This window comes from Streptomyces sp. BL1 (genome assembly GCF_057628045.1).
Window position 1 is genome coordinate 1,444,710 of the sequence record NZ_JBXYWZ010000002.1, and the last position, 22,795, is coordinate 1,467,504.

The 22,795-nt window shown below is 72.8% G+C and carries 22 protein-coding genes; 15 read left to right on the forward strand and 7 right to left on the reverse strand.

Annotation, left to right across the window (positions count from 1 at the left end; all coding sequences use genetic code 11):
* Nucleotides 1-63: 63 nt before the first annotated feature.
* The 8 genes from AC3AGO_RS06565 to AC3AGO_RS06600 all read left to right on the forward strand — a co-directional run bounded on the left by AC3AGO_RS06565 (nt 64) and on the right by AC3AGO_RS06600 (nt 7,383).
* On the forward strand, nt 64-930 hold the full coding sequence (locus AC3AGO_RS06565) for a carbohydrate ABC transporter permease (protein ID WP_487824555.1): 867 nt from the start codon (nt 64-66) through the stop codon (nt 928-930).
* Between the two features lie 49 nt (nt 931-979).
* The gene (locus AC3AGO_RS06570; protein ID WP_487819175.1) at nt 980-2,185 is read left to right on the forward strand and encodes an ROK family protein; all 1,206 of its coding nucleotides are present in this window, start codon (nt 980-982) and stop codon (nt 2,183-2,185) included.
* A 28-nt stretch (nt 2,186-2,213) separates the two neighbouring features.
* Nucleotides 2,214-3,104, forward strand: coding sequence for a Gfo/Idh/MocA family protein (locus AC3AGO_RS06575; RefSeq protein WP_487819176.1), 891 nt, complete (start codon nt 2,214-2,216; stop codon nt 3,102-3,104).
* Between the two features lie 179 nt (nt 3,105-3,283).
* Entirely contained in the window at nt 3,284-3,757 is a 474-nt protein-coding gene (locus AC3AGO_RS06580; protein ID WP_487824556.1) for a GNAT family N-acetyltransferase, read from the forward strand.
* Between the two features lie 113 nt (nt 3,758-3,870).
* Nucleotides 3,871-4,491 (forward strand): DNA polymerase ligase N-terminal domain-containing protein, encoded by a 621-nt coding sequence (locus AC3AGO_RS06585; RefSeq protein WP_487819177.1) that lies wholly within the window; start codon nt 3,871-3,873, stop codon nt 4,489-4,491.
* Nucleotides 4,488-5,513, forward strand: a complete 1,026-nt coding sequence (gene ligD / locus AC3AGO_RS06590; protein ID WP_487819178.1) for a non-homologous end-joining DNA ligase — start codon at nt 4,488-4,490, stop codon at nt 5,511-5,513. The genes AC3AGO_RS06585 and ligD overlap by 4 nt, the downstream gene beginning before the upstream one ends.
* Nucleotides 5,514-5,624: 111 nt before the next feature.
* Entirely contained in the window at nt 5,625-5,816 is a 192-nt protein-coding gene (locus AC3AGO_RS06595) for a hypothetical protein (protein WP_487819179.1), read from the forward strand.
* A 28-nt stretch (nt 5,817-5,844) separates the two neighbouring features.
* Nucleotides 5,845-7,383: a hypothetical protein gene (locus tag AC3AGO_RS06600; protein ID WP_487819180.1), complete on the forward strand. Its 1,539-nt coding sequence runs from the start codon at nt 5,845-5,847 to the stop codon at nt 7,381-7,383.
* Nucleotides 7,384-7,422: 39 nt separating this feature from the next.
* On the opposite strand, the gene yczR is transcribed toward AC3AGO_RS06600, so the two are convergent.
* Nucleotides 7,423-8,940, reverse strand: a complete 1,518-nt coding sequence (gene yczR, locus AC3AGO_RS06605; RefSeq protein ID WP_487819181.1) for a MocR-like transcription factor YczR — start codon at nt 8,938-8,940, stop codon at nt 7,423-7,425.
* Nucleotides 8,941-9,068: 128 nt separating this feature from the next.
* Between yczR and yczE the strand changes: the two genes are divergently transcribed.
* Together yczE and AC3AGO_RS06615 are read left to right on the forward strand one after the other, a co-directional pair.
* Nucleotides 9,069-9,719, forward strand: a complete 651-nt coding sequence (gene yczE / locus AC3AGO_RS06610; RefSeq protein WP_487819182.1) for a membrane protein YczE — start codon at nt 9,069-9,071, stop codon at nt 9,717-9,719.
* A 285-nt stretch (nt 9,720-10,004) separates the two neighbouring features.
* A complete protein-coding gene (locus AC3AGO_RS06615) occupies nt 10,005-10,406 on the forward strand; it encodes an RNA polymerase-binding protein RbpA (RefSeq protein WP_487819183.1) in 402 nt (133 codons plus the stop codon).
* 193 nt (nt 10,407-10,599) lie between these two features.
* Here the strand turns inward: AC3AGO_RS06615 and fxsA are convergent, their stop codons facing one another.
* The 5 genes from fxsA to AC3AGO_RS06640 all read right to left on the reverse strand — a co-directional run bounded on the left by fxsA (nt 10,600) and on the right by AC3AGO_RS06640 (nt 17,095).
* Nucleotides 10,600-11,292 carry an FxsA family membrane protein gene (fxsA, locus tag AC3AGO_RS06620; protein WP_487819184.1) on the reverse strand — a complete coding sequence of 231 codons (693 nt, stop codon included), beginning with the start codon at nt 11,290-11,292 and terminating at the stop codon, nt 10,600-10,602.
* A gap of 3 nt (nt 11,293-11,295) precedes the next feature.
* On the reverse strand, nt 11,296-12,153 hold the full coding sequence (locus tag AC3AGO_RS06625) for a polyprenol monophosphomannose synthase (RefSeq protein ID WP_487819185.1): 858 nt from the start codon (nt 12,151-12,153) through the stop codon (nt 11,296-11,298).
* Nucleotides 12,090-13,979: an apolipoprotein N-acyltransferase gene (gene lnt / locus AC3AGO_RS06630; protein WP_487819186.1), complete on the reverse strand. Its 1,890-nt coding sequence runs from the start codon at nt 13,977-13,979 to the stop codon at nt 12,090-12,092. The genes AC3AGO_RS06625 and lnt overlap by 64 nt, the downstream gene beginning before the upstream one ends.
* A 983-nt stretch (nt 13,980-14,962) precedes the next feature.
* A complete protein-coding gene (locus tag AC3AGO_RS06635) occupies nt 14,963-16,597 on the reverse strand; it encodes an amidohydrolase (RefSeq protein WP_487819187.1) in 1,635 nt (544 codons plus the stop codon).
* 57 nt (nt 16,598-16,654) lie between these two features.
* Complete coding sequence (locus AC3AGO_RS06640) at nt 16,655-17,095, reverse strand: Lrp/AsnC family transcriptional regulator (RefSeq protein WP_487819188.1); 441 nt, start codon at nt 17,093-17,095, stop codon at nt 16,655-16,657.
* 461 nt (nt 17,096-17,556) lie between these two features.
* Between AC3AGO_RS06640 and AC3AGO_RS06645 the strand changes: the two genes are divergently transcribed.
* The 4 genes from AC3AGO_RS06645 to AC3AGO_RS06660 all read left to right on the forward strand — a co-directional run bounded on the left by AC3AGO_RS06645 (nt 17,557) and on the right by AC3AGO_RS06660 (nt 19,890).
* On the forward strand, nt 17,557-17,997 hold the full coding sequence (locus AC3AGO_RS06645) for a hypothetical protein (protein ID WP_487819189.1): 441 nt from the start codon (nt 17,557-17,559) through the stop codon (nt 17,995-17,997).
* A gap of 241 nt (nt 17,998-18,238) precedes the next feature.
* A complete protein-coding gene (locus tag AC3AGO_RS06650; RefSeq protein ID WP_487819190.1) occupies nt 18,239-18,649 on the forward strand; it encodes a hypothetical protein in 411 nt (136 codons plus the stop codon).
* Between the two features lie 299 nt (nt 18,650-18,948).
* The gene (locus AC3AGO_RS06655) at nt 18,949-19,185 is read left to right on the forward strand and encodes a hypothetical protein (protein WP_487819191.1); all 237 of its coding nucleotides are present in this window, start codon (nt 18,949-18,951) and stop codon (nt 19,183-19,185) included.
* A gap of 66 nt (nt 19,186-19,251) precedes the next feature.
* Complete coding sequence (locus AC3AGO_RS06660; protein WP_487819192.1) at nt 19,252-19,890, forward strand: hypothetical protein; 639 nt, start codon at nt 19,252-19,254, stop codon at nt 19,888-19,890.
* A 27-nt stretch (nt 19,891-19,917) separates the two neighbouring features.
* Here AC3AGO_RS06660 and AC3AGO_RS06665 read toward each other — a convergent pair whose 3' ends face one another.
* Nucleotides 19,918-21,102 carry an acyl-CoA dehydrogenase family protein gene (locus AC3AGO_RS06665; protein WP_487819193.1) on the reverse strand — a complete coding sequence of 395 codons (1,185 nt, stop codon included), beginning with the start codon at nt 21,100-21,102 and terminating at the stop codon, nt 19,918-19,920.
* A gap of 378 nt (nt 21,103-21,480) precedes the next feature.
* Between AC3AGO_RS06665 and AC3AGO_RS06670 the strand changes: the two genes are divergently transcribed.
* Nucleotides 21,481-22,755: a glycoside hydrolase family 18 protein gene (locus AC3AGO_RS06670; protein ID WP_487819194.1), complete on the forward strand. Its 1,275-nt coding sequence runs from the start codon at nt 21,481-21,483 to the stop codon at nt 22,753-22,755.
* Nucleotides 22,756-22,795: the final 40 nt, after the last annotated feature.

Consider the following 22,795-nt stretch of genomic DNA (forward strand, 5'->3'; position numbering starts at 1 on the left):
GGCGCCGCGACGACCGGACCGCCGGCTCCCGGCACCCTCGGAGCCCCCGCCCCGCGCCCCCGTATGAGCCGGGCGCGGTTCGAGGAGCGGCTGTTCGGGGTGCTGCGCCCGCTGGTGATCGTGTTCCTGGCGGCCATCACCCTCGTCCCCTTCTTCTACATGGTGCTGCTGTCGGTGAAGCCGATCGAGGCACTGCTGCTCGATCCGGGCCGACTGTGGGTGTCCGCCGAGGAGTTCACCCTCTCCACGTACGAGGAGGTGCTGCGGCCCACATCCGAGGGCGGGCAGGGTTTTCTCGGGATGCTCGGCAACTCCGCCGCGGTGTCGGTGGGCGCGGTCGTGCTCACCATGCTCGCGGCGATCCCCGGCGCGTACGCCGTGAGCAGGCTGAAGTTCTTCGGCTCCCGGCACGTCAGCGCCCTCTTCCTCGCCGTCTATCTGTTCCCGGCGACACTGCTGGCGGTCCCGCTGTTCGTGATGTTCGCGAAGCTCGGGCTGCAGGGCAGCCTGGTGGGACTGGCCATCGTGTACATCGCGCAGACAGTGCCCGTGTCGATCTACATGATGAAGAACTACTTCGTCACCATCCCGTACAGCATCGAGGAGGCCGCGGCGCTGGACGGCTGTTCGCGGCTGCAGACGGTCCGCAAGGTCGTACTGCCGCTGGCCGCCCCCTCGTTGATGGCCACGGGCCTCTACATCTTCATGATCGCGTGGAACGAGTTCCTCTTCGCGCTGCTCTTCCTCGCCGCCTCGCCGGAGAAGTGGACGGTCTCGCTGGGGCTCCAGCAGCTGGCCAACGGCATCGAGGTGTCCAAGACCGTGCTGATGGCCGGTTCGGTGGTACTGACGGTCCCCGTGGTATTGCTGTTCTTCGCCGCTGAACGTCTGCTCACGGAGGGGCTGACCAGCGGTGCGGACAAGGGATGAGGTGCCGGCGGCGGCACCGGCGCCATGGGGACCTGCGGGGGAAGCGAGCATGACGGGCAATCAGTCGAGCGCCGGGCACCTGCTGCGGCTGGTGCGCGAGGGCCGGGCCACCACCCGCGGCGCCCTCCAGCAGGCGACGGGCCTGTCCCGGTCGACCGTCGGCCACCGGCTCGACCAGCTCTTCGGCGCGGGCTGGCTCCGCGAGGGGGAGGCGGCCCCACCGCCGGGCTCCACCGGCGGACGCCCCTCCACACGGCTGGAGTTCGACACCGGACACGCCGTCGTGCTCGCCGCGGACCTGGACACCCGGCACGCCCGTACGGCCGTACTGGACCTGGCCGGGACCGTGTTGACCGAGCGGTCGGTCGAACTCCCCATCGCCGACGGGCCCGAGCACGTACTGGACCGGCTGGGGCGGCAGTTCGCCGCGCTGCTCGACGAGTCCGGCGCCGCACCGGACCGTGTGTGCGGCATCGGCCTGTCCGTACCAGGCCCGGTCGACTGGGAGACCGGGCTCGTCATCCAGCCGCCGATCATGCCCGGCTGGGACGGCTACCCGATCCGCGACCGGATGCGGCAGGCGTACGCCGAGCACGTCACCGGCGAGGGCCCGCCCGTGCCCGTACTCGTCGACAACGACGCCAACTTGATGGCCTATGCCGAGCAGCGCACAGCCCACCCCGACTGCTCAGCGTTCCTCCTCGTGAAGGTGTCCACCGGCATCGGCGCCGGGGTGGTCGTGGACGGCCGGATGTACCGCGGCATCGACGGCGGCGCCGGCGACATCGGCCACATCCGGCTGCACGACCGGCCGGACGCCCTGTGCATGTGCGGCTCGTACGGCTGCCTCGCCGCGGTCGCCAGCGGCCGCGCGCTCGCCGGACAGCTCACCGAGGCGGGCGTCCCGGCGGAACCCGGCACGGACGTACGCGACCAGCTCGCCGCCGGCAGTCCCGACGCCGTCCGGCTGGCCCGGGAGGCGGGCCGCCGCGTGGGCGAGGTGCTGGTGGCCGTCGTGACCCTGCTCAACCCGGGCGTACTGGTGATCGCCGGCGATCTCGCGGGCACCCCGTTCCTGACCGGGGTGCGCGAGCTGCTCTACCAGCGCGCCATGCCCCGTACGACCGCGCATCTGCACATGACCACTTCCCAACTCGGCGACCGCGCGGGCCTGCTGGGTGCCGCGTTGATGGTCGTCGAGGACCTGTACGCGCCGGAGCGCGCCGACGCCCGCCTCGCCGCCCTCGGCCTCTGACCCGCCCCCTCCCGGAGGTACCCGCACCGTGACCGGCCCCTGGAACAGTCCCCCGCTGCGGGTCGGCCTCGTCGGCGCCGGCCCCTGGGCCCGCACCATGCACGCCCGGATGCTCGCGGCCGGGCCCGAGACGCGGCTCACCGCCGTGTGGGCGCGCCGCCCCGAGGCGGCAGTCGAACTCGCCGCGCAGTACGGCGCGTTCCGCACGACGGCCACGGCGACGCTCGCGGAGCTCCTGGACCGGTGCGAGGCGGTGGCCTTCGCCGTCCCGCCCCACGTACAGGCCGAACTGGCACCGCTCGCCGCGCGCGCGGGCAAGGCGCTGCTGCTGGAGAAGCCGCTGGGCCCCGACCTGCCCTCGGCGCGGGCCGTCGCGGACGCGGTCGAGGGGAGCGGCGTCGTCTCGCAGCTGGTGCTCACCAAGCGGTACCACCCGGCGACCCGTGAATTCCTCGCCCGCGCCGCGGAGTTCCCGGTCGCCGGAGCCCGCTCCTGCTATCTGCACGGCGCGTTCCTCGACGGCGAACAGGCCACCGGCTGGCGCCTGGAGCACGGCGCGCTCCTCGACCTGGGCCCGCACGTACTGGACTTGCTGGACCTGACGGCGGGCCCGGTCACCTCGGTCCGCGCGTCCGGCGACCCGCGCCGCTGGACGGAGCTGACCTGCGAGCACGAGGGCGGCGCGGTCAGCCAGGTGTCGCTGTCGGGCGCGGTACGGCTGCCGCGGGCCCGTACGCGGGTGGAGCTGTTCGGCCCGGAGGGCGAACTCACCTACGACACCGCGGAGATCGACCACGAGGAGTGCTGGCCGGTACTGCGCCGCGAGTTCGCCACGGCGGTACGCACCGGCCGGCCGTCCGGTCCCGACGCCCGGCGGGGGCTGCGGCTCCAGGAGCTGCTGGCGATGGCGGCGGCGTAGCGCACCGGGAAGCACGCCCGCACTTTTTGACAATCGTTTTCAGTTACGCTGGTCCGGCTCACATGCCACCCCTCCAGCGAACGGGACAAAAAGTGCAACACCCGGTACAGCCACAGCACATCGGCCCCTACACCGTCGCCGCGGCAGGACCCGGCGACGTCGACGGCGCCCGCCGCGTCATGCTCGACACCTTCTATCGCGAGTTCGGCTACGGCTACGTCCCCGCCTGGCACCGGGACGTGACCGACCTCGCGGGCACCTACCTCGACGACCCCCGCCACCTGCTCCTCGTCGCCCGGCACGGCGACGAGGTCGTGGCCACCACGGGCCTCCACTCGCGCGGTCCGGCGCATCCCCCGCACCCGCGGTGGATCGCCGAGCGCTACCCCTCCGGCAGCACGGCCCAGCTGGTGCGCGTGTACGTGGACGCCGACCACCGCCGGCACGGCCTCGCCCGCGCCCTGGTCCACTCCGCCTGCGATTTCGCGGCCCACGCCGGCTACGACTGCGTCTACCTGCACACCAACGTGCACATCGAGGGGGCGGGCCCCTTCTGGCACTCCGTCGCCAAGGAGATCTTCGACGCCCGCACCACGGGCGAGCACGGCCCCGGCTTCGGCACCGTCCACTTCGAGATCCCCCTCCCCCACTGACCACACCGGCCCCGGCGGTGCCGGTGCATCCCACGGTGCGGACGCGGTACCCGGCAGGGAGAGTGACCGTACGCAGCCGATGAGGCGCGGATCCGAGAAGGAAGGAGCCGGCCGTGAGCGGCAAGGACTCCCTGCGGACCTACCGCGGCAAACGCAGCTTCGACCGCACCGGGGAGCCGCGCGGCACGGAGGGCACCCCCGGTGAGCAGCCGTGCTTCGTGGTGCAGATCCACGACGCGAGCACCCTGCACTTCGACTTCCGGCTGGAGGTCGACGGCGTGCTGAAGTCCTGGTCCGTACCCAAGGGCCCGTCCGCCGACCCGCACGACAAGCGGCTGGCCATGCCGACCGAGGACCACCCGCTGGAGTACCGGGAGTTCGAGGGCGTCATCCCCGGGGGCGAGTACGGCGCCGGCTCCGTGATCGTCTGGGACCAGGGCACCTACCGGCCGCTGACCCACGACCGGCACGGCAATCCCACCGACTTCGCCGAGGCCCTGGAGAAGGGGCACGCCGGCTTCTGGCTCGACGGCTCGAAGCTGCACGGCGGCTACGCGCTGACCCGGTTCCGCGGCGGCAGCGGCGGGCAGGACGAGAGCCGCGAGGCGTGGCTGCTGGTCAAGGAGGACGACGCCCGGGCGGGCAAGCGCGGCGCCCCCGACCCCGTACGTGCCCGCTCGGCCCGCAGCGGCCGCACCCTCAAACAGGTCGCCGCCGAAGAGGACCCGCAGTGAGCGGCGCGCTGGACGGGCTCGGCAACGAGGAACGCCGGCTGCTGCGTACCGCGCCGCCCGGTGCGCAGCTGGCAGCCGAGCCGATGCGCGCCGAACTGAGCGACCGCCGGGACTTCTCCGGCGGCGGCTGGATGTTCGAGCGGAAGCTCGACGGGGTCCGTGTCCTCGCCGTCCGCGAGGGCGGCACGGTCCGCCTCCTCTCCCGCACCGGCCGCCGGGTCAACGACACCTACCCGGAGATCGCCGACGCACTGGCCGCGCAGGACTGCGCGGACTTCACCGTCGACGGCGAGATCGTCGCCTTCTCCCACGGCCGTACGGACTTCTCCCGTCTCCAGCAGCGCATGCAGCTGACGGATCCGCGGCAGGCGCGGGCCAGCGGCGTGGCCGTCACCTATTACGTGTTCGACCTGCTGCGCCTGGACGGCACGGACCTGACCCGCCTCTCCCTGCGCAGCCGCAAATCCCTGCTGCGCGGCGCCCTGGACTTCGCCGCGCCGCTGCGCTTCACCACGCACCGCAACGAGGGCGGCCAGGAGCTGCTCGACGAGGCCTGCGCGCACGGCTGGGAGGGCCTGATCGCCAAGCGCGCCGAGGGCCGCTATCTGCCGCGACGCTCCCCGGACTGGCTGAAGCTCAAGTGCTCCCGCGGCCAGGAGCTGGTCATCGGCGGCTTCACCGAACCGGCCGGCAGCCGCACCGGCTTCGGCGCCCTGCTCGTGGGCCACTACGAGAGCGGCGGGCTGCGCTACGCGGGCAAGGTCGGCACCGGCTACGACCAGGCCACGCTGCGTGATCTGCGCGCCCGTCTGGACGAGTTGGAGACCGGCACGTCTCAGTTCGCCGACGAGGTCCGCGAGCGGGGCGTGCACTGGGTCCGGCCCGAACTCGTCGCGCAGATCGGCTTCACCGAGTGGACCCGCGACGGCCTGCTGCGGCACCCGCGCTACCTCGGTCTGCGGGACGACAAGAAGCCAGCCGACGTCGTACGGGAGGAGCCCGGAGAGCAACGCCGGGATTGAGAGACAAGTCCCCGAACGGGCGTAAACACCCTTTTGCCAGTTACACCACTTACATACTTTCTGTGAAACTGGTGGAACTCATGGTGATTGTCCCCTACATCGGAGTAACCCATGGTCCTCTCGATCTCCGGCCTGCTGCTGCTCGGAATCATCATCTTCCTGTTCTTCCGCAACCACGGCCTCAAGGTGTCCCACTTCGTCATCTCCGCGCTCTTCGGCTTCTATCTGGCCGGAACCTCCATCGCGCCGAGCATCCGGTCCGGCGGCCAGGGCCTCGCGAACCTGTTGGGCAACATCCAGTAACGGGCTCCGGCCACCTGAGGAGGCAGCAGTGGGACATTGGGCGCTTCCCCGTCTGGGGGACGGACCGGGGGCGTGGTGGTCGCGGGCACGCGATCTGCTGCGTACGGGCACCTACGGCGCGCGGGACGTGCTGTATCCGGTGATCCTGCTGTGCCGCGGACTCGGCAAGCTGGCGCTGCTGCTGAGAGGGGCGTGGCTGAAGCTGCCGAAGGAACGGCGGGGCCCCGCCCTTCTGTTGGCGGCGGTCTGTCTCCTGCTGCTCGTGGTGATGCCGTACGGGCCGGTGATCGGCACCATCGCGCTGGTCGCGTCCGCCGTGTGGCAGGGCTGGGAGCGCACCGACCCCGTGGAGGAGGAGCCCACCGGGCCCGGCGAGGACGAGACGGCGCGGCTGCAGGCGGTGTACGAGGCGCTCGTCCCCTATTTCGCCGTCCCCGAGGACCCCAGCCCGGAGCCGCTGTACGCGCACAACGGCGACTGGTCCCGCGCCTTCGAGGACTACGAGTTCACCGACGAGGGCCGCATCGGGCGGCTCCGGCTGCGCTACCCGGCCTACTTCCGGGACGGCGAGGCCGAGGAACGGCTGCGCGTGGAACGGCTGTTGAGCGGCAAGTCCGGGCGCGAGCGGGAGTACCACTTCGGCTGGGACGAGGAGCGCAACCGGCTGGAGATCTCCGCGCTCGGCCCGCTGCCCGGCGGGGTCCGGGCGCAGCGTTTCGTGACGGGGCCCGGGGAGGTGCTGCTGGGCTTCACCGACGCCGCGGCGGTACAGCGGACGGTGCCGGTCACCGACGGCGAGGAGACGCGGGACGTACCGCCGGTGATGTGGCGTACCGGCCGGCGCTCCACCGAACCGCACCTGCTGGCGATGGGAGTGCCCGGTTCCGGCACCAGCTCGCTGCTGCGGTCGGTTGCCCTTCAGGCGCTGGAGGAGGGCGACGTCGTGGTCGTCGACGGCGGCGGGGCCGGCGAGTTCGCCTGCCTCACCGGCCGCACGGGGGTGCTCGCGGTGGAGTCGTCGCTGGTGGGCGCGCTGGCGACGCTGGAGTGGGCGGTGCACGAGACGGAGCGCCGGCTGCTGTCCGCCAGCCGTGCGCGGCAGGCGGGCCACCAGATGCCGGAGGACGTACGGCGTCCGCTGTGGCTGGTGATCGACCGTCCTTCGGTGCTGAGCCAGCTCGCGGAGGCGGAGGGCCGCCGTGATCCGCAGGACCTGCTGCAGGTGCCGCTGCGGCACGGCCGGGCCGCGGGGGTGACGGTCGCGGTGGCCGAACAGTTCGAGGGGGCCGACGGGCTCGGGCAGCCGGTACGCGCCTACACCCGCGCGCGGGTGGTGCTGGGCGCGGTCTCCCCCGACGAGGCGCGGGCCGTGCTGGGCGAGGCGCCCCGTTCCGCTCCGTCCTCGGACATTCCGCCGGGCCGCGGGTTCGCGCGGCTGGGCGCCGGGCCGGTGCTGCGGCTGCGCGTACCGGCGACGCCCGACCCGTACGACGAGTCGGCGAGCGAGGCCGAACGCCGGGCCGTCATGGACCTGTTGCCCGAGCGGACCGCCGTCCAGGCGACCTGACGGCGGGCCCTCCGGCTCGGCCAGGCCGCTTACGAAGCGTCAGGCCACGTACGAGCGGGGCACTTCGGCGTCCTGGACGGCGCCCGTCCGTACGAGGTCCGCGGCCGCGGCCAGCCGGCTCGCCGCCTCCCGGGCCAGCGGGTCGCCGATGGTGAACGGCAGCCGTACGAACCCCTCGAAGGCGCCGTCGACACCGAAGCGGGGGCCGGAGGGGACCCGCACTCCCAGCGGCTCCCCCGCCTCCGCGATGCGGGAGCCGGACAGTCCGCCGGTGCGGGCCCACAGGGTGAGTCCGCCGGACGGCGTCGTGAACTCCCAGTCGGGCAGCCGGTCGTGGACGGCGGCGACGAGCGCGTCCCGGTTGGCGCGGGCCCGTTCGCAGCGCACCGCGACGGCGGCGTTCCAGCCGTCGCCGGTCATCAGGTCGGCCACGGCGAGCTGTTCGAGGACGGGGCTGCCGAGGTCGGCGTAGGCGCGGGCCGCGACCAGGGCGCGGATCACCTCGGGGGCCGCGCGGACCCAGCCGATGCGCAGCCCGGCCCAGATGGACTTGGAGACGGAGCCGACGGTGATGACGGTGGAGCCGCCGGAGTCGAACGAGGCCATGGGGCGCGGGAGTTCGAGCCCCTGCTCCAGCGGGAGATCGGCCATCGTCTCGTCGGCGACGAGCACGGCGCCGGAGGCGCGGGCCGCGGACACCAGGGCGCGGCGCTGGTCGTCGGGGACGAGCGCGCCGGTCGGGTTGTGGAAGTCGGGCACGGTGTACGCCAGGGCGGGCGCCGCGTCGCGCAGCACCCGCCGCCAGGCGGGCAGGTCCCAGCCGGCGAGCTCCCCCGCCATCGGCACCGGCACGAGGCGCGCACCCGCATCGCGCAGCAGATGAAGGATGTTGGCGTACGACGGGTGCTCGACGGCGATGCGCTCGCCGCGCGGCGCGTACAGCCGGGCGAGCGCCGCCGCCGCACCCATGGCGCCGGTGGTGACCATGATCTGCTCGGGCATGGTGGGCACACCGCGCGCGGTGTAGCGGTCGGCGAGCGCCTCGCGCAGGGCTGGCAGTCCGGCCGGATAGTCACCGTGCGTGCGGGCGTACGGCGGCAGTTCGGCGAGCGCGTTCTGGAACGCGTGCGTGAGGTGCGGCTCGGGTGCGGGCAGTGCCGCGGTGCCCAGGTCGATCATCGTGCCGGCGGTTTCCGGCGGAAGGGGCTCCAGTCCGCGGGTGGGCAGCGGGTTGCCCGCCGGGACGGCGGTCCAACTCCCCGATCCCCGGCGGGATTCGAGGAACCCGTCGGCGCGCAGCGCCTCGTAGGAGGCGGCGACGGTCGTACGGGACACGTGCAGTGCGGCGGCCAGTTCACGCTCGGCGGGCAGCCTGGTGGCGACGGGCACCCGGCCTTCGAGGATGAGCAGGCGTACGCCGTCGGCCAGGGAGCGGTAGGCGGGGACGCGCCGCGTGGCGGACGCCGTCGGCGCGGCGGCCTCACCGTTGTGCGGCTGCTGGGAGGCCAGCAGCCGGGCGAGCTGCGGTGCGCCCATCACGGAGGTCCACTGAGTCATCGTCGCAGTCCACCTTTCCCGGATTGGCCCTCGAACTGGCCGTTGGCCTGCAACAGACTGCCACGCATCGGTTGATTGGCGCCAGGAGGGGTGGAGAGTTGAGCGGTTCGGGAAGAACAGACGGCCGCATGATCCGCAGACTCACGCAGCTGTACGTGGGGCTCGCGCTGTACGGCGCGAGCTGTGCGCTGATGGTGCGCGCGCAGCTCGGGCTCGATCCGTGGGACGTGTTCCATCAGGGGGTGGCGGAACGTACGGGACTGTCGATCGGTGTCGTGTCCATCGTGGCGGGCGCCGTGGTGCTGCTCCTGTGGTGGCCGCTGCGTCAGCGCCCGGGACTCGGGACGGTCTCGAACGTATTTCTCGTGGGGCTGTCGATGGACGCCACCCTGTGGCTGGTGCCCGCCCCTGACTCGCTGTGGCTGCGCGGCCCGCTGCTCGCGGCGGGCATCGTGCTGAACGGCGCGGCGACCGGCCTCTACATCACGGCCCGCTTCGGGCCCGGCCCGCGGGACGGGCTGATGACGGGGCTGCACCAGGTGACGGGGCGTTCGATCCGGCTGGTGCGGACAGGTATCGAGGTGGCCGTCCTCGCGTGCGGCTTCCTGCTGGGCGGCTCCGCCGGGATCGGCACGGTGGCGTACGCGCTGGCGATCGGGCCCCTGTCGCAGCTGTTCCTGCGGCTGTTCGCCGTCCCGCCGCGACCCTCCAGAACGGTCTGCTCCGGCAACCGGAAACAACCCGGATTTAACGCCGAGCCCTTCGGCCCGATAGGGTAACCCCTTGGCCCCGCCGGGTGGACCGTTACTGCAGACACTGAGATGCAAACGCTGGGTGACATCTCCTCACAGCTGTGACAAACCGGGCACAGGCGGGTACCGCATATTCGACGAAGCGGTGGCACGAAGGACGGCAGCGGCGCACAGCGTCCCCCCAGGGGTGGCGGTGGGTGACGGGTGGGCACATGTCCCAACACGGGAATCTTCACCGCCGACCGGACGTTGACCGGAAGACGACGACAGCGACACCTGTCCTGTGGGCGACAAGCCCGGGAGGCACGATTCATGAGTGAGCGAGCTCTTCGCGGCACGCGACTCGTGGTGACCAGCTACGAGACCGACCGCGGCATCGACCTGGCACCGCGCCAGGCGGTGGAGTACGCATGCGAGAACGGCCATCGTTTCGAGATGCCGTTCTCGGTAGAGGCCGAGATTCCGCATGAGTGGGAGTGCAAGGTGTGCGGCGCCACGGCACTCCTTGTCGACGGAGAGGGGCCGGAGGAGAAGAAGGGCAAGCCCGCGCGTACGCACTGGGACATGCTCATGGAACGGCGTACCCGTGAGGAGCTGGAGGAGGTGCTGGCCGAGAGGCTGGCCGTCCTGCGCTCCGGCTCGATGAACCTCGCGATTCATCCGCGGGACGACGGCAGCGGCAACAACAGCAACAGCAAGCGCAAGTCCGCGTGAGCTGACGCCGCCGCACGGCACGCCCCCGCAGGGTGTGCCTGTGTCACGACGGCAGTGAGGGCCTGCGACCAGTCCGGTCGCAGGCCTTTCTGTCGTGTCTGCGGGTCAGTCGTGTCTGCGGTTCTGCCGGCGGGACGTGCGGTGTCCCGCGGGCCTGTGCGGCCCGCGGGACTGTGCCGCAGCCGAGATGCTGTCAGCGCGTCGGGGGCTCGTCCTCGCGGAGGACCTCGCCCTGCACGACCTTGCCGTCCGGGCGGTGGATGCGGACCTGCTCCTCGGCCCGGCGCGCCTGCTGATAGGCGTCGCCGAGCCCGCCGGGCGCGAACCCGGCCTCGGCCCGGCGGCCGATCATGCGGCGGGTGGTACGGCTCAGCAGCCGCGCTGTCGGCGGGAAGAGCAGCAGCAGCCCGGCCGCGTCGGAGACCAGGCCCGGCACCATCAGCAGCAGGCCGCCCAGCATCGCCTGCGCGTTGCCGCCCTTCTTGCCGCCGCCCTTTCCGCTCTTGGCGTTCCCGGCCGCTGTGCCGTCCCCGGACTGCGTGCCGGCCTCGTCCGGGTCCTGGCCCGCCGCCTGCGCCTGAGCGCGCTGCACGGAGTCGGTCAGCTCGCCCCACGCGCGCCGCCCGGCGCGCTTGATGGCCCAGCTGCCGAACAGGAACCCGGCCACCAGCAGCGCGAAGACGGTCAGCCCGCCCGCGGCCTGGCCGACCAGGGTGAGCAGCCAGATCTCCAGCACCACCCAGGCCGCGACGCCCAGCGGGAGCAGCGTGCGGAGGCGCGAGCGGCGCCCCGCGGGACGGCGGCTCGCACCTCCGTTCTGCTCCTCACCGGCGGAGGACGCCTGCTCGTGAGGGGGCTCGTACGGGTAAGGTGCGCGCGTCGTCATGTCTCAAGTGTGCCTGTGGCCGAGGATTTTCTTCATCCGGTCCTGGATGCCCCATGCGGTGACCCGCCACAGGGCCTCCGCGACGATGTCCCGGCTCATCTTCGAGTCCCCGCGCTCCCGTTCGACGAAGGTGATGGGCACCTCGACGACCTGGTAGCCGGCGCGGACGGCGCGGTGCGCCAGGTCGACCTGGAAGCAGTAGCCCTGGGAGGTGATGGTGTCCATGCCCAGCCCCTCCAGGGTCTCGGCGCGGAAGGCGCGGAAGCCGCCGGTGAGGTCGCGGAGCGGCACGTCCAGCACCAGCCGCGAGTACGTACTGCCGCCGCGGGACAGGAACTCGCGGGAGCGCGGCCAGTTGACGACCCGTCCGCCCGGCACCCAGCGGGAACCCAGCACCAGATCGGCGCCCTTCAGGGCGGTCAGCAGCCGGGGCAGCTCTTCCGGCTGGTGCGAACCGTCGGCGTCCATCTCCACGAGCACGCCGTAGCCGTTCTCGATGCCCCAGCGGAAGCCGGCCAGATAGGCCGCGCCGAGGCCCTCCTTGCCCTTGCGGTGCAGCACGTGCACCTGCTCGTCGTCCGCGGCGAGTTCGTCGGCGACCTTGCCCGTACCGTCCGGGCTGTTGTCGTCGGCGACGAGGACGTGCGCGTCGGGGACGGCCGAACGCACGCGTGTCACCACGGGTTTGATGTTGTCGGCCTCGTTGTAGGTGGGCACGATCACCAGCGGAGTGCCGAGGGGTCCGGACTCGCGCCGGTCCGCTTCCCCGGACGGGCGCTCCTGCTGTCCGCCGTCCTTCACTGCTGCCCCTCGCTCCCCTGTCGCACCGCCGTACGCCGTGTCCGTCGGCCGAGGAACCATGCTCCGGCGCAGGACAGCAAGCCCACCATAGCGAGCGTCCACTCCGGAGCGGCGCCAATACGGTCAGCCAGTGTGGTGTCGTCGCGCAGCGGCAGCTTCGCGCTCAGCACGTCCCGGGTGAATTCCTCGGTGCGCTGCTGCACCGTGCCGTCGGGGGCGACGACGGCACTGATGCCGCTGGTGGCCGCCGTGACCACGGCGCGGCCGTGCTCGACGGCACGCAACTTCGACATCACCAGCTGCTGTTCGGGCTGCCCGGTCCTGCCGTACGTGGCGTTGTTGGTCTGCACGACGAGGGCGCGGGCGCCGGCGTTCACCGTCTCGCGGGGGATCTCGTCGTACGCGACCTCGAAACAGATCACGTCGCCGAGCCGGGCGGGGCCGGTCTGCAGGACGCCGGTGTGGTCGCCCGGGTAGAAGTCCCGCGGGATGCGCTGGAGCCGGGTGATGACCTTGCTGAGCTCGGCGCGGAACGGCACGTACTCGCCGAACGGCACGGGGTGCTGCTTGGTGTACGAGGCGCCGGGACCCTTCTTCGGGTCCCACACGATGCCCTGGTTCTCCACGTAGCCCTGCGAGCCTGGCCTGTCGACGAGCGCGCCGACCAGGACGGGCACGCCGATCGCCTTGACCGCCTCGTCGATGCGGTCGCGTGCCTCGGGCCACTGGTAGGGGTCCAGGTCGGAGGAATTCTCCGGCCAGATGACCAGATCGGGGCGCTTGGCCTTGCCCTGCTCGACCTTCTTCGCGAGGTCCAGCGTCGCGTCGGCATGGTTGTTCAGGATCTTCATCGGGCGGCCGAGGAAGTCCATGCCGGCGTGCGCCACGTTGCCCTGCACGACGGCGATGTCGGCGCTGTCGTCCGCCTGCGTCGGGACGGGCACGGCGTACCCGGACGCGGTGACGGCGAGCGCCAGCACGAGGGGCGCGAGCACGCGGACGGCCCGGCGGGAGGCGGGCGTTGGGGCGGAGGGGGTGGGAGTGCCGGGGGTGTCCGGGGCCGCTGCGTCGTCGTCCGGGGTGGTTCCGGTCGCTGTTGCCGGCGTGGCTCCGGATGCCGGTGTGGCTCCGGACGTCTGGGGGGTTCCGGATGTCTCCGGGGCCGGGGCGGTTGCCGCGGAGTCCGGTGCCGGTGCGGTGTCCGTCCCGGACGGGGTGCGGCGGGTGCGGCGCAGGTGCCACAGCGCGAGCGCGGTGGCCGCGAGCAGCGTGCCCGTGAGTGCCACGGCGAACGTCACCAGCGGGGCGCCGCCGAGCGCCGCGAGCGGCGTGTACGGGGAGCCCGTGTTGGCGAACGCGAGCCGCCCCCAAGGGAATCCGCCGAACGGCACCCGGTCCCGGGCCCACTCCTCGGTCACCCACAGGCAGGCGCCCCACAACGGCCACCACGGCAGCCGCGATGTGACGGCGAGCGCGGCACCGAGTGCGGCGAGGAACAGGCCCTGCAGGAACGCGAGCCCCAACACGGCGTCCCAGCCCACGACATGAAGCCACTTCAGCAGTACGGCGAAGAACGGCCAGCCGAAAGCGAGGCCCAGCCAGGCGCCGTTGCGGCCGGAACGGCCGCGGGTCAGCAGGCTCAACGCGGCGACGGCCACCAGCGACAGCGGCCACAGCCCGTACGGGGGGAAGGCCAGGGCGAGGGCGACACCGGCCAGTACGGCACAGCCCGTACGGGGCGCCTCACGGCGCAGGGCCCTCCCGAGGCGGCGCGTGCGCCCGGCGCGGGGCGGCGCGTCCTGCGAGGTCTGCCCGTCCTGCGTGGCTGCGGGCGCGCCCGTGCCGTCGGTGACGGGGGCGTCGGTGGTGTGCGGGCCCGATGGCACGGTCGGCCTTCCTCCAGGTGGTGCGCGGTGGTGAGCTGACGGTACAACGCGCAGCCGCCCCGACACCCATCCCCCTCGCCCCGTGAGGGGGTCGGGGGCCCGCTGCTGTGACGGCTTCGCCCTCGGGGCGGGGCGTGAGGGGCCCGCGCCGTGGGGGCCTCGCCCCGTGTTGGGCGGGCGGACCTTGGCGGGTCCGGCCCGGTGGGCTTCGGCCCTGGGCGGTGTCCCCGCGTTCGCGCGGAGCGCGGTGGGGTACGGGGCGGAGCCCCGTGGGGTCTGGGGCGTAGCCCCGGTCTTTCGCGCGGAGCGCGGTGGGGACCGGGGCGGGGCCCTGGAAGAAACGGGTAGGGGCGGGGCTGGGGCCAACCCCTCAGCGGGGCGCGGGCGTTGCGTGCGGGGTGGCCGGCGCGTGGGGTGCGCGTGCGTTGCGTGCGTGGGGGACGTGTCCTCGCGGGTGCGGTCCGGTGTGCCCACCCGTCCCGCCCTCTGGGCGGACCGCTGCCCACACCTCGGTGGAGGTGTGCCCGCCCCGCGCGGCGTAGCCGCACATCCAACTCAGCCGCCCCTCGGTGGGGGGTGAGGTGCGGGTGGGGCCCGGGGCTCTTCGGGCCGGCTTGGGAACCGCTGGCTGCGGGTCGACCGAAAGCCGTTGTCTACTGAGCCTCCGGGCCCCACCCGGGTCGCACCTGCCGATCGGCTGAAACCTTCCGCCCCCGTGCCGCGGGCGCTGGACCTGGCTCCCAGTGGCGGTGCGCCGGTGCGGCACACCGCCCCATGGCCCAGCGGCGTTCGACGACTGCGCGGAGTCTTGCCGGTCGGACGTCCTCTGGTGGACCCGGCTGAACCTACCCGCCCAGTGGCATCGCCTGTCAACAGCCCTCTGGCCTGCGGCGTTTCACCAAATCAGCAGGTCAGTGAGGACCGCGCGAAGGCCCCGCGACAGGCCGAGGGGCATCGTTCGGCGGTATGGGGAGGCCCTGAGATCACTCGTTCGGCCGCGCGAAGACGGTCCGTCCGCCGAGCACCGTCCGCAGACAGAGCGGGAGTTGGCGGCCGGGAGTGAGGTCGGGCAGTCCGGGTGTGCCGGAGCGCGGGTCGGTCGACCAGTTGGCGACGCGCGTGTCGGGTGTCTGGACGATGAGTTCGCCGGTGCGCCAGACCGCGTAGTCGGCCGGCGCGCCGGGTGCCAGAACTCCCGCGTCGTCGCGTCCGATCGCGCGCCAACCGCCGCGCGTGTGGGCGGTGAAGGCGCCCCGTACGGAGATCCGGTGTTCCGGTGTGCGGTGGAAGGCCGCGGCGCGGAGCGTGCCCCACGGGTCGAGGGGCGTGACGGGGCTGTCGGAGCCGAGAGCGAGGGGCACGCCGGCGCGCTGCATGGCGGCGTACGGGTTGAGGGTGCGGGCCCGTTCGCGGCCGAGCCGTTCGGCGTACATGCCGTCCTCCCCGCCCCAGGCCGCGTCGAAGGCGGGCTGGACCGAGGCGGTGAGGGCGAGTTCGGCGAACGCGGCGATGGTGTGCTCGTCGAGCATCTCGGCGTGTTCGACGCGGTGCCGGGCCGCGCGGACGCGGCCGAGGCCGACCTGTTCGGCGGCGGCCCGTACGCCGTCGGTGACGTTCCGGATCGCGGCGTCGCCGATGGCGTGGAAGCCGGCCTGGAGGCCGGCTTCGGTGCAGGTGGCGACGTGTGCGGCGATGGCGTCGGCGTCCATGTGGGCGGTGCCGGAGTGTCCCGCGTCGGCGTACGGGCCGCACAGATGTGCGGTGTGCGAGCCGAGGGAGCCGTCGGCGAAGAGGTCGCCGGCCGCGCCGAGGGCGCCGAGTTCGCGAATGCGTTCGGCACCCTTGGCGGAGGTGAGGGGTTCGGCCCAATAGCCGTGGACGCGCGGCCCGTTGCCCTCGGCGGCGAGCGCGAGGAGCGAGGTGAAGTCGTCCTCGTCGGAGATGTCGGGGCCCGCACACTCGTGCAGTGCGCCGATGCCGAGGGACGCGGCACGGTCGAGTGCCGCGCGCTGCGCCTCGGCGCGCTGCGCGGCGCTGAGGCTGCCGTACGCGGCGGCGCGTACGGCGTGGTGCGCGTCGCCGGTGAGCGGCTGTCCGTCGGCGTAGCCCTGCCGGGAGGTGACGCCCGGTACGAGGTCGAGGAGTGCGGTGGTGGCGAGCGCGGAGTGCACGTCGACACGGCTGAGGTAGAGGGGCCGCCCGCCTGCCGCTTCGTCGAGCTCCGCGCGGGAGGGGTGGCGGCGCTCGGGCCAGGCGGCGGTGTCCCAGCCCGTGCCGAGGAGGATCCGGTCGGCGGGGCGGGAGGCGGCGTACGTACGGACCTTCCCGAGCGCGTCGGCGAGTCCGGTGGCCCCGGACAGGTCGAGCCCTGTGAGGGCGAGCCCGGTCGACGTGGTGTGCACGTGTGCGTCCGTGAACGCGGGGGTGACGAGCGCGCCTTCGAGGTCGACGGTCTCGTCGACTCCGTCGGCGAAGGAGTCGGCGGCGCCCTCGGAGCCGACCCACGCGATGCTGCCTCCCTCGACGACCATCGCGGTGGCGAACGGGTCGGCGGGGCTGTGGACCTCGCCGCCGCGCAGCAGGACGGTCCGGTTCTCGGGGGTGGTGCGCTCGCTCATGGGGACAGTTTCCCGCCCCGCGCGCGGCCGCCCGCGCGCGGGGTCGGCCGTGCGGCCTCAGATGCGGGGCGGCCGCGCCTCGTACGGGGTGGAGAGGACGACCGTGGTGCGGGTGGAGACCCCGGCCAGCGAGCGGATGCGGGCGAGCAGGTGCTCCAGCTCGATGGGCGTGGCGACGCGCACCTTGAGGATGTAGTTCTCGTCGCCGGCGACGCTGTGGCAGGCCTCGATCTCCGGTACGTCGGCGAGCCGGTCGGAGATGTCGTCGGGGGCGCTGGGGTCGAAGGGTTTGACCGAGATGAACGCGGTCAGCGGCAGGTCCACCGCCTCCGGGTCGACGATCGCCGCGTAGCCGCGGATGACTCCGCGCTGCTCCAGGCGCCGTACCCGCTGATGAACGGCCGAGGTGGACAGGCCGGTGGCCTTGCCCAGGTCGGTGTAGCTCATCCGCCCGTCCTTGACGAGCAGTTCCACGATCTGTCGGTCGAGTTCCTCCACAGCGGATCAACCTACAGGGGACGGGAGGGCTCGGCACAGCGGGATTCCACCGGCCGGTTCCGCGGGATTCCGCGCCCTGTAACGCGCTGTCCCGCCGCGAGCGGGCGGCGGGGCCCAGGCCGGCGCCCGCCGCCTCCACGGACAGCGGAGCCGCGCCGGCCGTACGCGAGCCCCAACGCGCCCCGTACGGGCCCGCGTTGCCCCGCGCGCGTGTGCCGCCGTCGGGGCGCGGGCGGTATGAGGAATCAGCCCATCGGGTGAGAGGCGTGGGGTGCGTGGCGTTTCCCGTAGGGGAACGGGGCCGGAGGCGCTGCGATGCCTCAGTACAGGGCGACGCGTCCGCCGCGGCCGGGTGAGGCCGCGGCGGACGCGTCCTCGTGCGATCCCGCCGTTCCGCACGGAAGGCGGGGTCCTCACGGATCACGGGTCCTATACGGATCACGGACAACTGGAGATGACTGATGACGCTCAACCGCACGTCCCGCCTCGCCGTGGCAGGCTCCCTCGCCGTCGCCGTCCTCGCCGGAACCCTCGGTGCCGCGGCCTCCGCGGCGGCGGCTCCGGGGCGGTCCCCCGCCGCCGTCGCGGCGCCGGCGCCGCCGGCCGGGACGGAGGAGGCCGTGGCCGGGAAGCTCGTCGCCGAGGCGGACACCTCCGGCGTGAAGAGCTGGCAGGAGTTCCGCATCACGGGCAGGGCGACGGGGATTCCGCTGGGCACCGAGCTGACCCTGCAGCAGTACCGGGCCGCGGAGAAGAAGTGGGTCCCGCTGGCCGCGACCACCGTGGTCGAGACAGGGGGCCACTTCGGGCTGCGGGCCAAGCTCGGCCCCAAGGGGGTCAACAAGCTCCGCATGGCCGGCGGTGACACCGTCTCCAACACCATGAAGGTCACCGTGCGTTGAGGTTTCCGGGGCCGCGGCCCCGGCGGGCGGGCACGGCGGAAACGCCGTGCCCGCCCGCGTACGGAGAGGCGCTCCGGCACGGTCGACAGCTCCCGGTGGCACGTACAGGCGCACGGTGTGACCAAGGCCACACGCGCACCCCGGTGTCCGTGGGGGTGAGGCGAATATCCGTGTGACGCGGCGGGAAGTGCTTGCTGTGGCCGGGGCACGACGCCCGGCAGGTCCGTTCGAGGGGGATTGCATGCCCGCTGTGAAGCCCGTCCGTGCCCGTGAGCAGGACGTCCAGGACGCCGAGTTCGGCGGTCCGGAGGCCGTGGAGGCGCTGGAGAACGAGTCGTACGACATCTTCCGGGTGAGCTGCCCGGACTGCGGCCAGCCGATCGCGCTGCTGGCGGACGAGGAGAGCCTGCCGGAGCACGCGCTGTGTGCCACACCGTGGAACCCGTTCGGGCCCGTGGTGTGCCAGGGCTCGGGGCGCCATGTGGACGAGGCGGCCGAGCTGGACGGGTTGACGGACGGTCAGGAGCACGACGTGACCGCACTGTTGACGCTTCCGGAGAGCCTGGACTGGCGGACCCAGCCCTTCTCGCACGTGGGCGGCCCGCGGACGCGCCCCGTACGGGTACCGGAGCAGCCGGCGCTCCGGCACTGACGGGCCCGCTCCCGCGGAGCGCCCTTCCCTGACACACCGGTTCGCCGGTGCCACGTGCCGCGCGTCCCCGCCGGGGACGTGCCGCGTGCTCAACTCCTCGCTGCCGCATACCGGTTCACGCTGTCCGCACGCGCCGGGGCACGCCCCGATGTACGGTGCGGCGCCGCAGGTGAGGGCGCGTTTTGCCGCGCCGCTGCCGGGGACTCGGAGCAGACACACGAGCAGGAACGGGCACACGGGCGCCGCCCCCCACGGGCAGTCTGCGGGGCCGGTGCCCGGTCCGCGGAGAGCGAGAGGCCATGGCTGACGACCACGGCGCGCCGGAGCCGCTGAGGCAGGAGCAGGCACCGGGCGAGGACGGCAGCGCCGATCAGGAGAGGACCGCGGAGGAGGAGAGGACCGAGCAGGTCGAGCACGCCCTGCGGGCCAAGGAGCCGGACGAAGAGGTCGAGGAGGCGCTGGGCGCGCCTCCCGAGTCGCCCGGCGAGGGCGAGCGGAAGTCTGCCGCGCAGCCGAACGGCGAGCCGCCGGACTGAGGCGGCCGGCCCGACAGTGACACGGCCACAGCGGCCGCCTCGCGGACAGACCGGGAGTGAACTGCCATGACGACGCAGCGGAACGAGGCCGTCGTACGGGAGCTGCTGAAGCGGCACGGGCGGACGTACGCGGCGGAGGCCGGCATCACGCTGAAGGACACGCCGTCGCCGCTGTACCGGCTGCTGGTGCTGTCGATGCTGCTGTCCGCGCGGATCCGCGCGGACATCGCGGTGGCCGCCGCGCGGGCGCTGTCGGACGCCGGCATGCGGGACGCGCGCCGGATGTGCGACGCGACCTGGCAGCAGCGGGTGGACGCGCTCGGAGAGGGCGGCTACCGGCGGTACGACGAGCGCACGGCCACGATGCTCGGACAGGGCGCCGAGCTGCTGCTGGAGCAGTACGGGGGCGATCTGCGGAAGCTGCGCGAGGACTCCGCGCCGCACAAGCGCCTGGAGGACGTACCGGGCATCGGCCCGACGGGCGTGTCGATCTTCCTGCGTGAAGTGCAGGAGGTGTGGCCGGAGTTCGTGCCGTACGTCGACAAGAAGGCGCAGCAGGGCGCGGAGAAGCTCGGCCTGCCGACGAGCGCGAAGACCCTGGCAGGGCTGGTACGGGAGCAGGACACGGCCCGGTTCGCGGCGGCGCTGGTGCGGGCCGCGCTGAGCTCGGAGGTGGTGGAGGACGTGCGCGAGGCGGCGCGGTGACGTGCACCGCGCCGCCCGCGGACGGCTCTAGGGGCGTGTGACGCCCCGTTCGGGACCGGTCAGATGGCGGGCGATGACCATCCGCTGGATCTGGTTGGTGCCCTCGACGATCTGGAGGACCTTGGCCTCGCGCATGTAGCGCTCGGTCGGGAAATCGGCGGTGTAGCCGTAGCCGCCGAGGAGCTGGACGGCGTCCGTGGTGACGCGCATGGCGGTGTCGGTGCAGAACAGTTTGGCCATGGCGGCCTGTTGGGCGAAGGGTTTGCCGGTGTCCCGCAGACGGGCGGCCTCCAGCAGCAGTGCGCGCCCCGCCGCGATCTGGGTGGCCATGTCGGCGAGCATGAAGCGCAGGCCCTGGAAGTCGGCGAGCGGGCGGCCGAATTGCTGCCGCCCCTGCATGTACGCGTGTGCTTCGTCGAGTGCCGCCTGGGCGAGTCCGGTGGCGCAGGCCGCGATGCCGAGCCTGCCGGAGTCGAGGGCGGCCAGCGCGATGGTGAAGCCCTGTCCCTCCTCGCCGATGCGCCGGCTGTCGGGCACGCGTACGCCGTCGAAGTGGAGCTGCGCCGTGGGTGAGCCCTTGAGGCCCATCTTGCGCTCGGGCGCGGCGGCGGTGAGGCCCGGCGTGTCGCCGGGGACCAGGAAGGCCGAGATGCCCGTGGCGCCCTCGCCTCCCGTACGGGCGAGCACGGTGTAGAAGTCGGCGATGCCGCCGTGCGTGATCCAGGACTTGGTGCCTTCGAGCACCCAGTCGTCGCCGTCCCGCACGGCGCGCGTACGGAGCGAGGCGGCGTCCGAACCGGAGGCCGGTTCGGACAGACAGTAGGCGCCGAGGAGTCCGCCGCCGAGCATGCCGGGCAGGTGCTCGGCGCGCTGCTCCTTGGTGCCGAAAGCGGCCACAGCGTGACACGAGAGGGAGTGCACGCTGACGCCGAGTCCGACGGTGAGTCTGGCCGCCGCGAGCTCTTCGACGGTCTGGAGATAGACCTCGTACGGCTGGTCGCCGCCGCCGTGTTCGCTGTCGTACGGCAGGCCGAGCAGTCCGGAGCGGGACAGCAGGGCGAAGGTCTCGCGCGGGAACCGGCCCGCTTCCTCCTCCGCGGCCGCTGTGGGCACGATCTCCCGCTGGGCGAGGTCGCGGACGAGGGCCAGCAGGTCCCTGGACTCCTCGGTGGGCAGCCGGCGTTCCACCGGACGCGGCCCGTATTCGGTCATGGCGGCGCTCTCCTTCTTCCGGGCGCTGCGGCGCCGGCCGTCGGGGTGGGACGGAGACGCCGTTGTGTCGCTGCCTGGCCGTGATGCTGCCGCGCCGGGTCGCGGCGGCGGCTCATCAGCGGCGGTGGCGTCGGTGAGTATGCCCGTTCGGCGGTGCCGAGTCACCGAATGGCGGTGACCCGGTACCGAGCCGGAACAGGCTCGTGATCCTGTGTCAGGACGGGGCCGGAGCAAGGTGTTTGGTGCAGACCATTGACGTACTGGTCTAGTCCTTCTAGGTTCCTGCGGCGAACGTACGGCATACCGCGCCCCGCACATCCGTGGCTGTCCGTACGCAGCACAGCACGTGCCCCGCTCCCCCACACCGCGAGGAGAACCATGCACGGACTCAACGCACCCCGGGATCGCGCAAGACGCCGCCGTGCAGGGCGACGCGGCTTACTGGCCCTGATCGCCGCGGCGTGCGCGGCCGTCCTGTCCGCCGCGCTGCTCACCGCCGGAGCCTTCGCGGGCGAGACCGCGCCGCGGCAGCCGGCAGGCAAGGCGGCCGCCGCGGACCGGACGGTCGGCTACTTCACCAACTGGGGCGTCTACCAGCGCAACTACCACGTGAAGAACATCGAGACCTCCGGCTCGGCCGGCAAACTGACCCACATCAACTACGCCTTCGGCAACGTGCAGGGCGGCAAGTGCACGGTCGGCGACGGGTACGCGGACTACGAGAAGGCGTACACGGCGGCCGACAGCGTCGACGGCAAGGCCGACACCTGGGACCAGCCGCTGCGCGGGAACTTCAACCAGCTGCTGAAGCTGAAGGCCAAGCACCCGAACCTCAGGATCCTCTGGTCGTTCGGCGGCTGGACCTGGTCCGGCGGCTTCACCGAGGCCGCCAAGAACCCCGCCGCGTTCGCCGAGTCCTGCGCCGGGCTGCTCGACGACCCGCGCTGGAAGGGTCTGTTCGACGGCATCGACATCGACTGGGAGTACCCCAACGCCTGCGGCCTGACCTGCGACACCAGTGGCCGGGACGCGTACGCGAAGCTGATGAAGGCGCTGCGCGCGAAGCTCGGCGGCGACAGGCTGATCACCTCGGCGATCCCCGCGGACGCCTCGAAGGACGGCAAGCTGGACGCGACGGACTACAAGAGCGCCGCGCAGTACGTCGACTGGTATCTCCCCATGACCTACGACTACTTCGGCGCCTGGGACGCCAAGGGGCCCACCGCTCCGCACTCCCCGCTGACCGGCTACGACGGCATCCCGAAGGACGGCTACAACACCACGGCCACCGTCGAGAAGCTGAAGGGCATGGGCGTCCCGTCCGACAAGCTGCTGCTCGGGCTCGGCTTCTACGGACGCGGCTGGACCGGCGTGTCGCAGGCGGAGCCGGGCGGCACGGCGAGCGGCGCGGCACCGGGCAAGTACGAGGCGGGCATCGACGACTACAAGGAGCTCAAGGGCCGCTGCCCGGCCACCGGCAAGGTCGCGGGCACGGCGTACGCCAAGTGCGGTGACCAGTGGTGGAGTTACGACACGCCCGAGACCATCGGCACGAAGAGCGGATGGGCCGCGCAGCAGGGCCTGGGCGGCACGTTCTTCTGGGAGCTCAGCGGTGACACCGCCGGCGGCGAACTGATCAAGTCCATCAAGTAGCGCGGACTGTACGGCGGGTGCGGCCGGCACGGCGCACTGC

Bases quoted from the DNA above. Each gene is read 5' to 3' on its own strand.
- AC3AGO_RS06650 (WP_487819190.1), top strand. From the start codon at position 18,239: ATGCCCGCTGTGAAGCCCGTCCGTGCCCGTGAGCAGGACGTCCAGGAC.
- AC3AGO_RS06645 (WP_487819189.1), top strand. From the start codon at position 17,557: ATGACGCTCAACCGCACGTCCCGCCTCGCCGTGGCAGGCTCCCTCGCC.
- AC3AGO_RS06660 (WP_487819192.1), top strand. From the start codon at position 19,252: ATGACGACGCAGCGGAACGAGGCCGTCGTACGGGAGCTGCTGAAGCGG.
- AC3AGO_RS06665 (WP_487819193.1), bottom strand. From the start codon at position 21,102: ATGACCGAATACGGGCCGCGTCCGGTGGAACGCCGGCTGCCCACCGAG.
- yczR (WP_487819181.1), bottom strand. From the start codon at position 8,940: ATGACTCAGTGGACCTCCGTGATGGGCGCACCGCAGCTCGCCCGGCTG.
- yczE (WP_487819182.1), top strand. From the start codon at position 9,069: ATGATCCGCAGACTCACGCAGCTGTACGTGGGGCTCGCGCTGTACGGC.
- AC3AGO_RS06635 (WP_487819187.1), bottom strand. From the start codon at position 16,597: ATGAGCGAGCGCACCACCCCCGAGAACCGGACCGTCCTGCTGCGCGGC.
- AC3AGO_RS06655 (WP_487819191.1), top strand. From the start codon at position 18,949: ATGGCTGACGACCACGGCGCGCCGGAGCCGCTGAGGCAGGAGCAGGCA.
- AC3AGO_RS06595 (WP_487819179.1), top strand. From the start codon at position 5,625: ATGGTCCTCTCGATCTCCGGCCTGCTGCTGCTCGGAATCATCATCTTC.
- AC3AGO_RS06565 (WP_487824555.1), top strand. From the start codon at position 64: ATGAGCCGGGCGCGGTTCGAGGAGCGGCTGTTCGGGGTGCTGCGCCCG.
- AC3AGO_RS06625 (WP_487819185.1), bottom strand. From the start codon at position 12,153: ATGGTTCCTCGGCCGACGGACACGGCGTACGGCGGTGCGACAGGGGAG.
- AC3AGO_RS06580 (WP_487824556.1), top strand. From the start codon at position 3,284: ATGCTCGACACCTTCTATCGCGAGTTCGGCTACGGCTACGTCCCCGCC.
- fxsA (WP_487819184.1), bottom strand. From the start codon at position 11,292: ATGACGACGCGCGCACCTTACCCGTACGAGCCCCCTCACGAGCAGGCG.
- AC3AGO_RS06570 (WP_487819175.1), top strand. From the start codon at position 980: ATGACGGGCAATCAGTCGAGCGCCGGGCACCTGCTGCGGCTGGTGCGC.
- AC3AGO_RS06615 (WP_487819183.1), top strand. From the start codon at position 10,005: ATGAGTGAGCGAGCTCTTCGCGGCACGCGACTCGTGGTGACCAGCTAC.
- AC3AGO_RS06670 (WP_487819194.1), top strand. From the start codon at position 21,481: ATGCACGGACTCAACGCACCCCGGGATCGCGCAAGACGCCGCCGTGCA.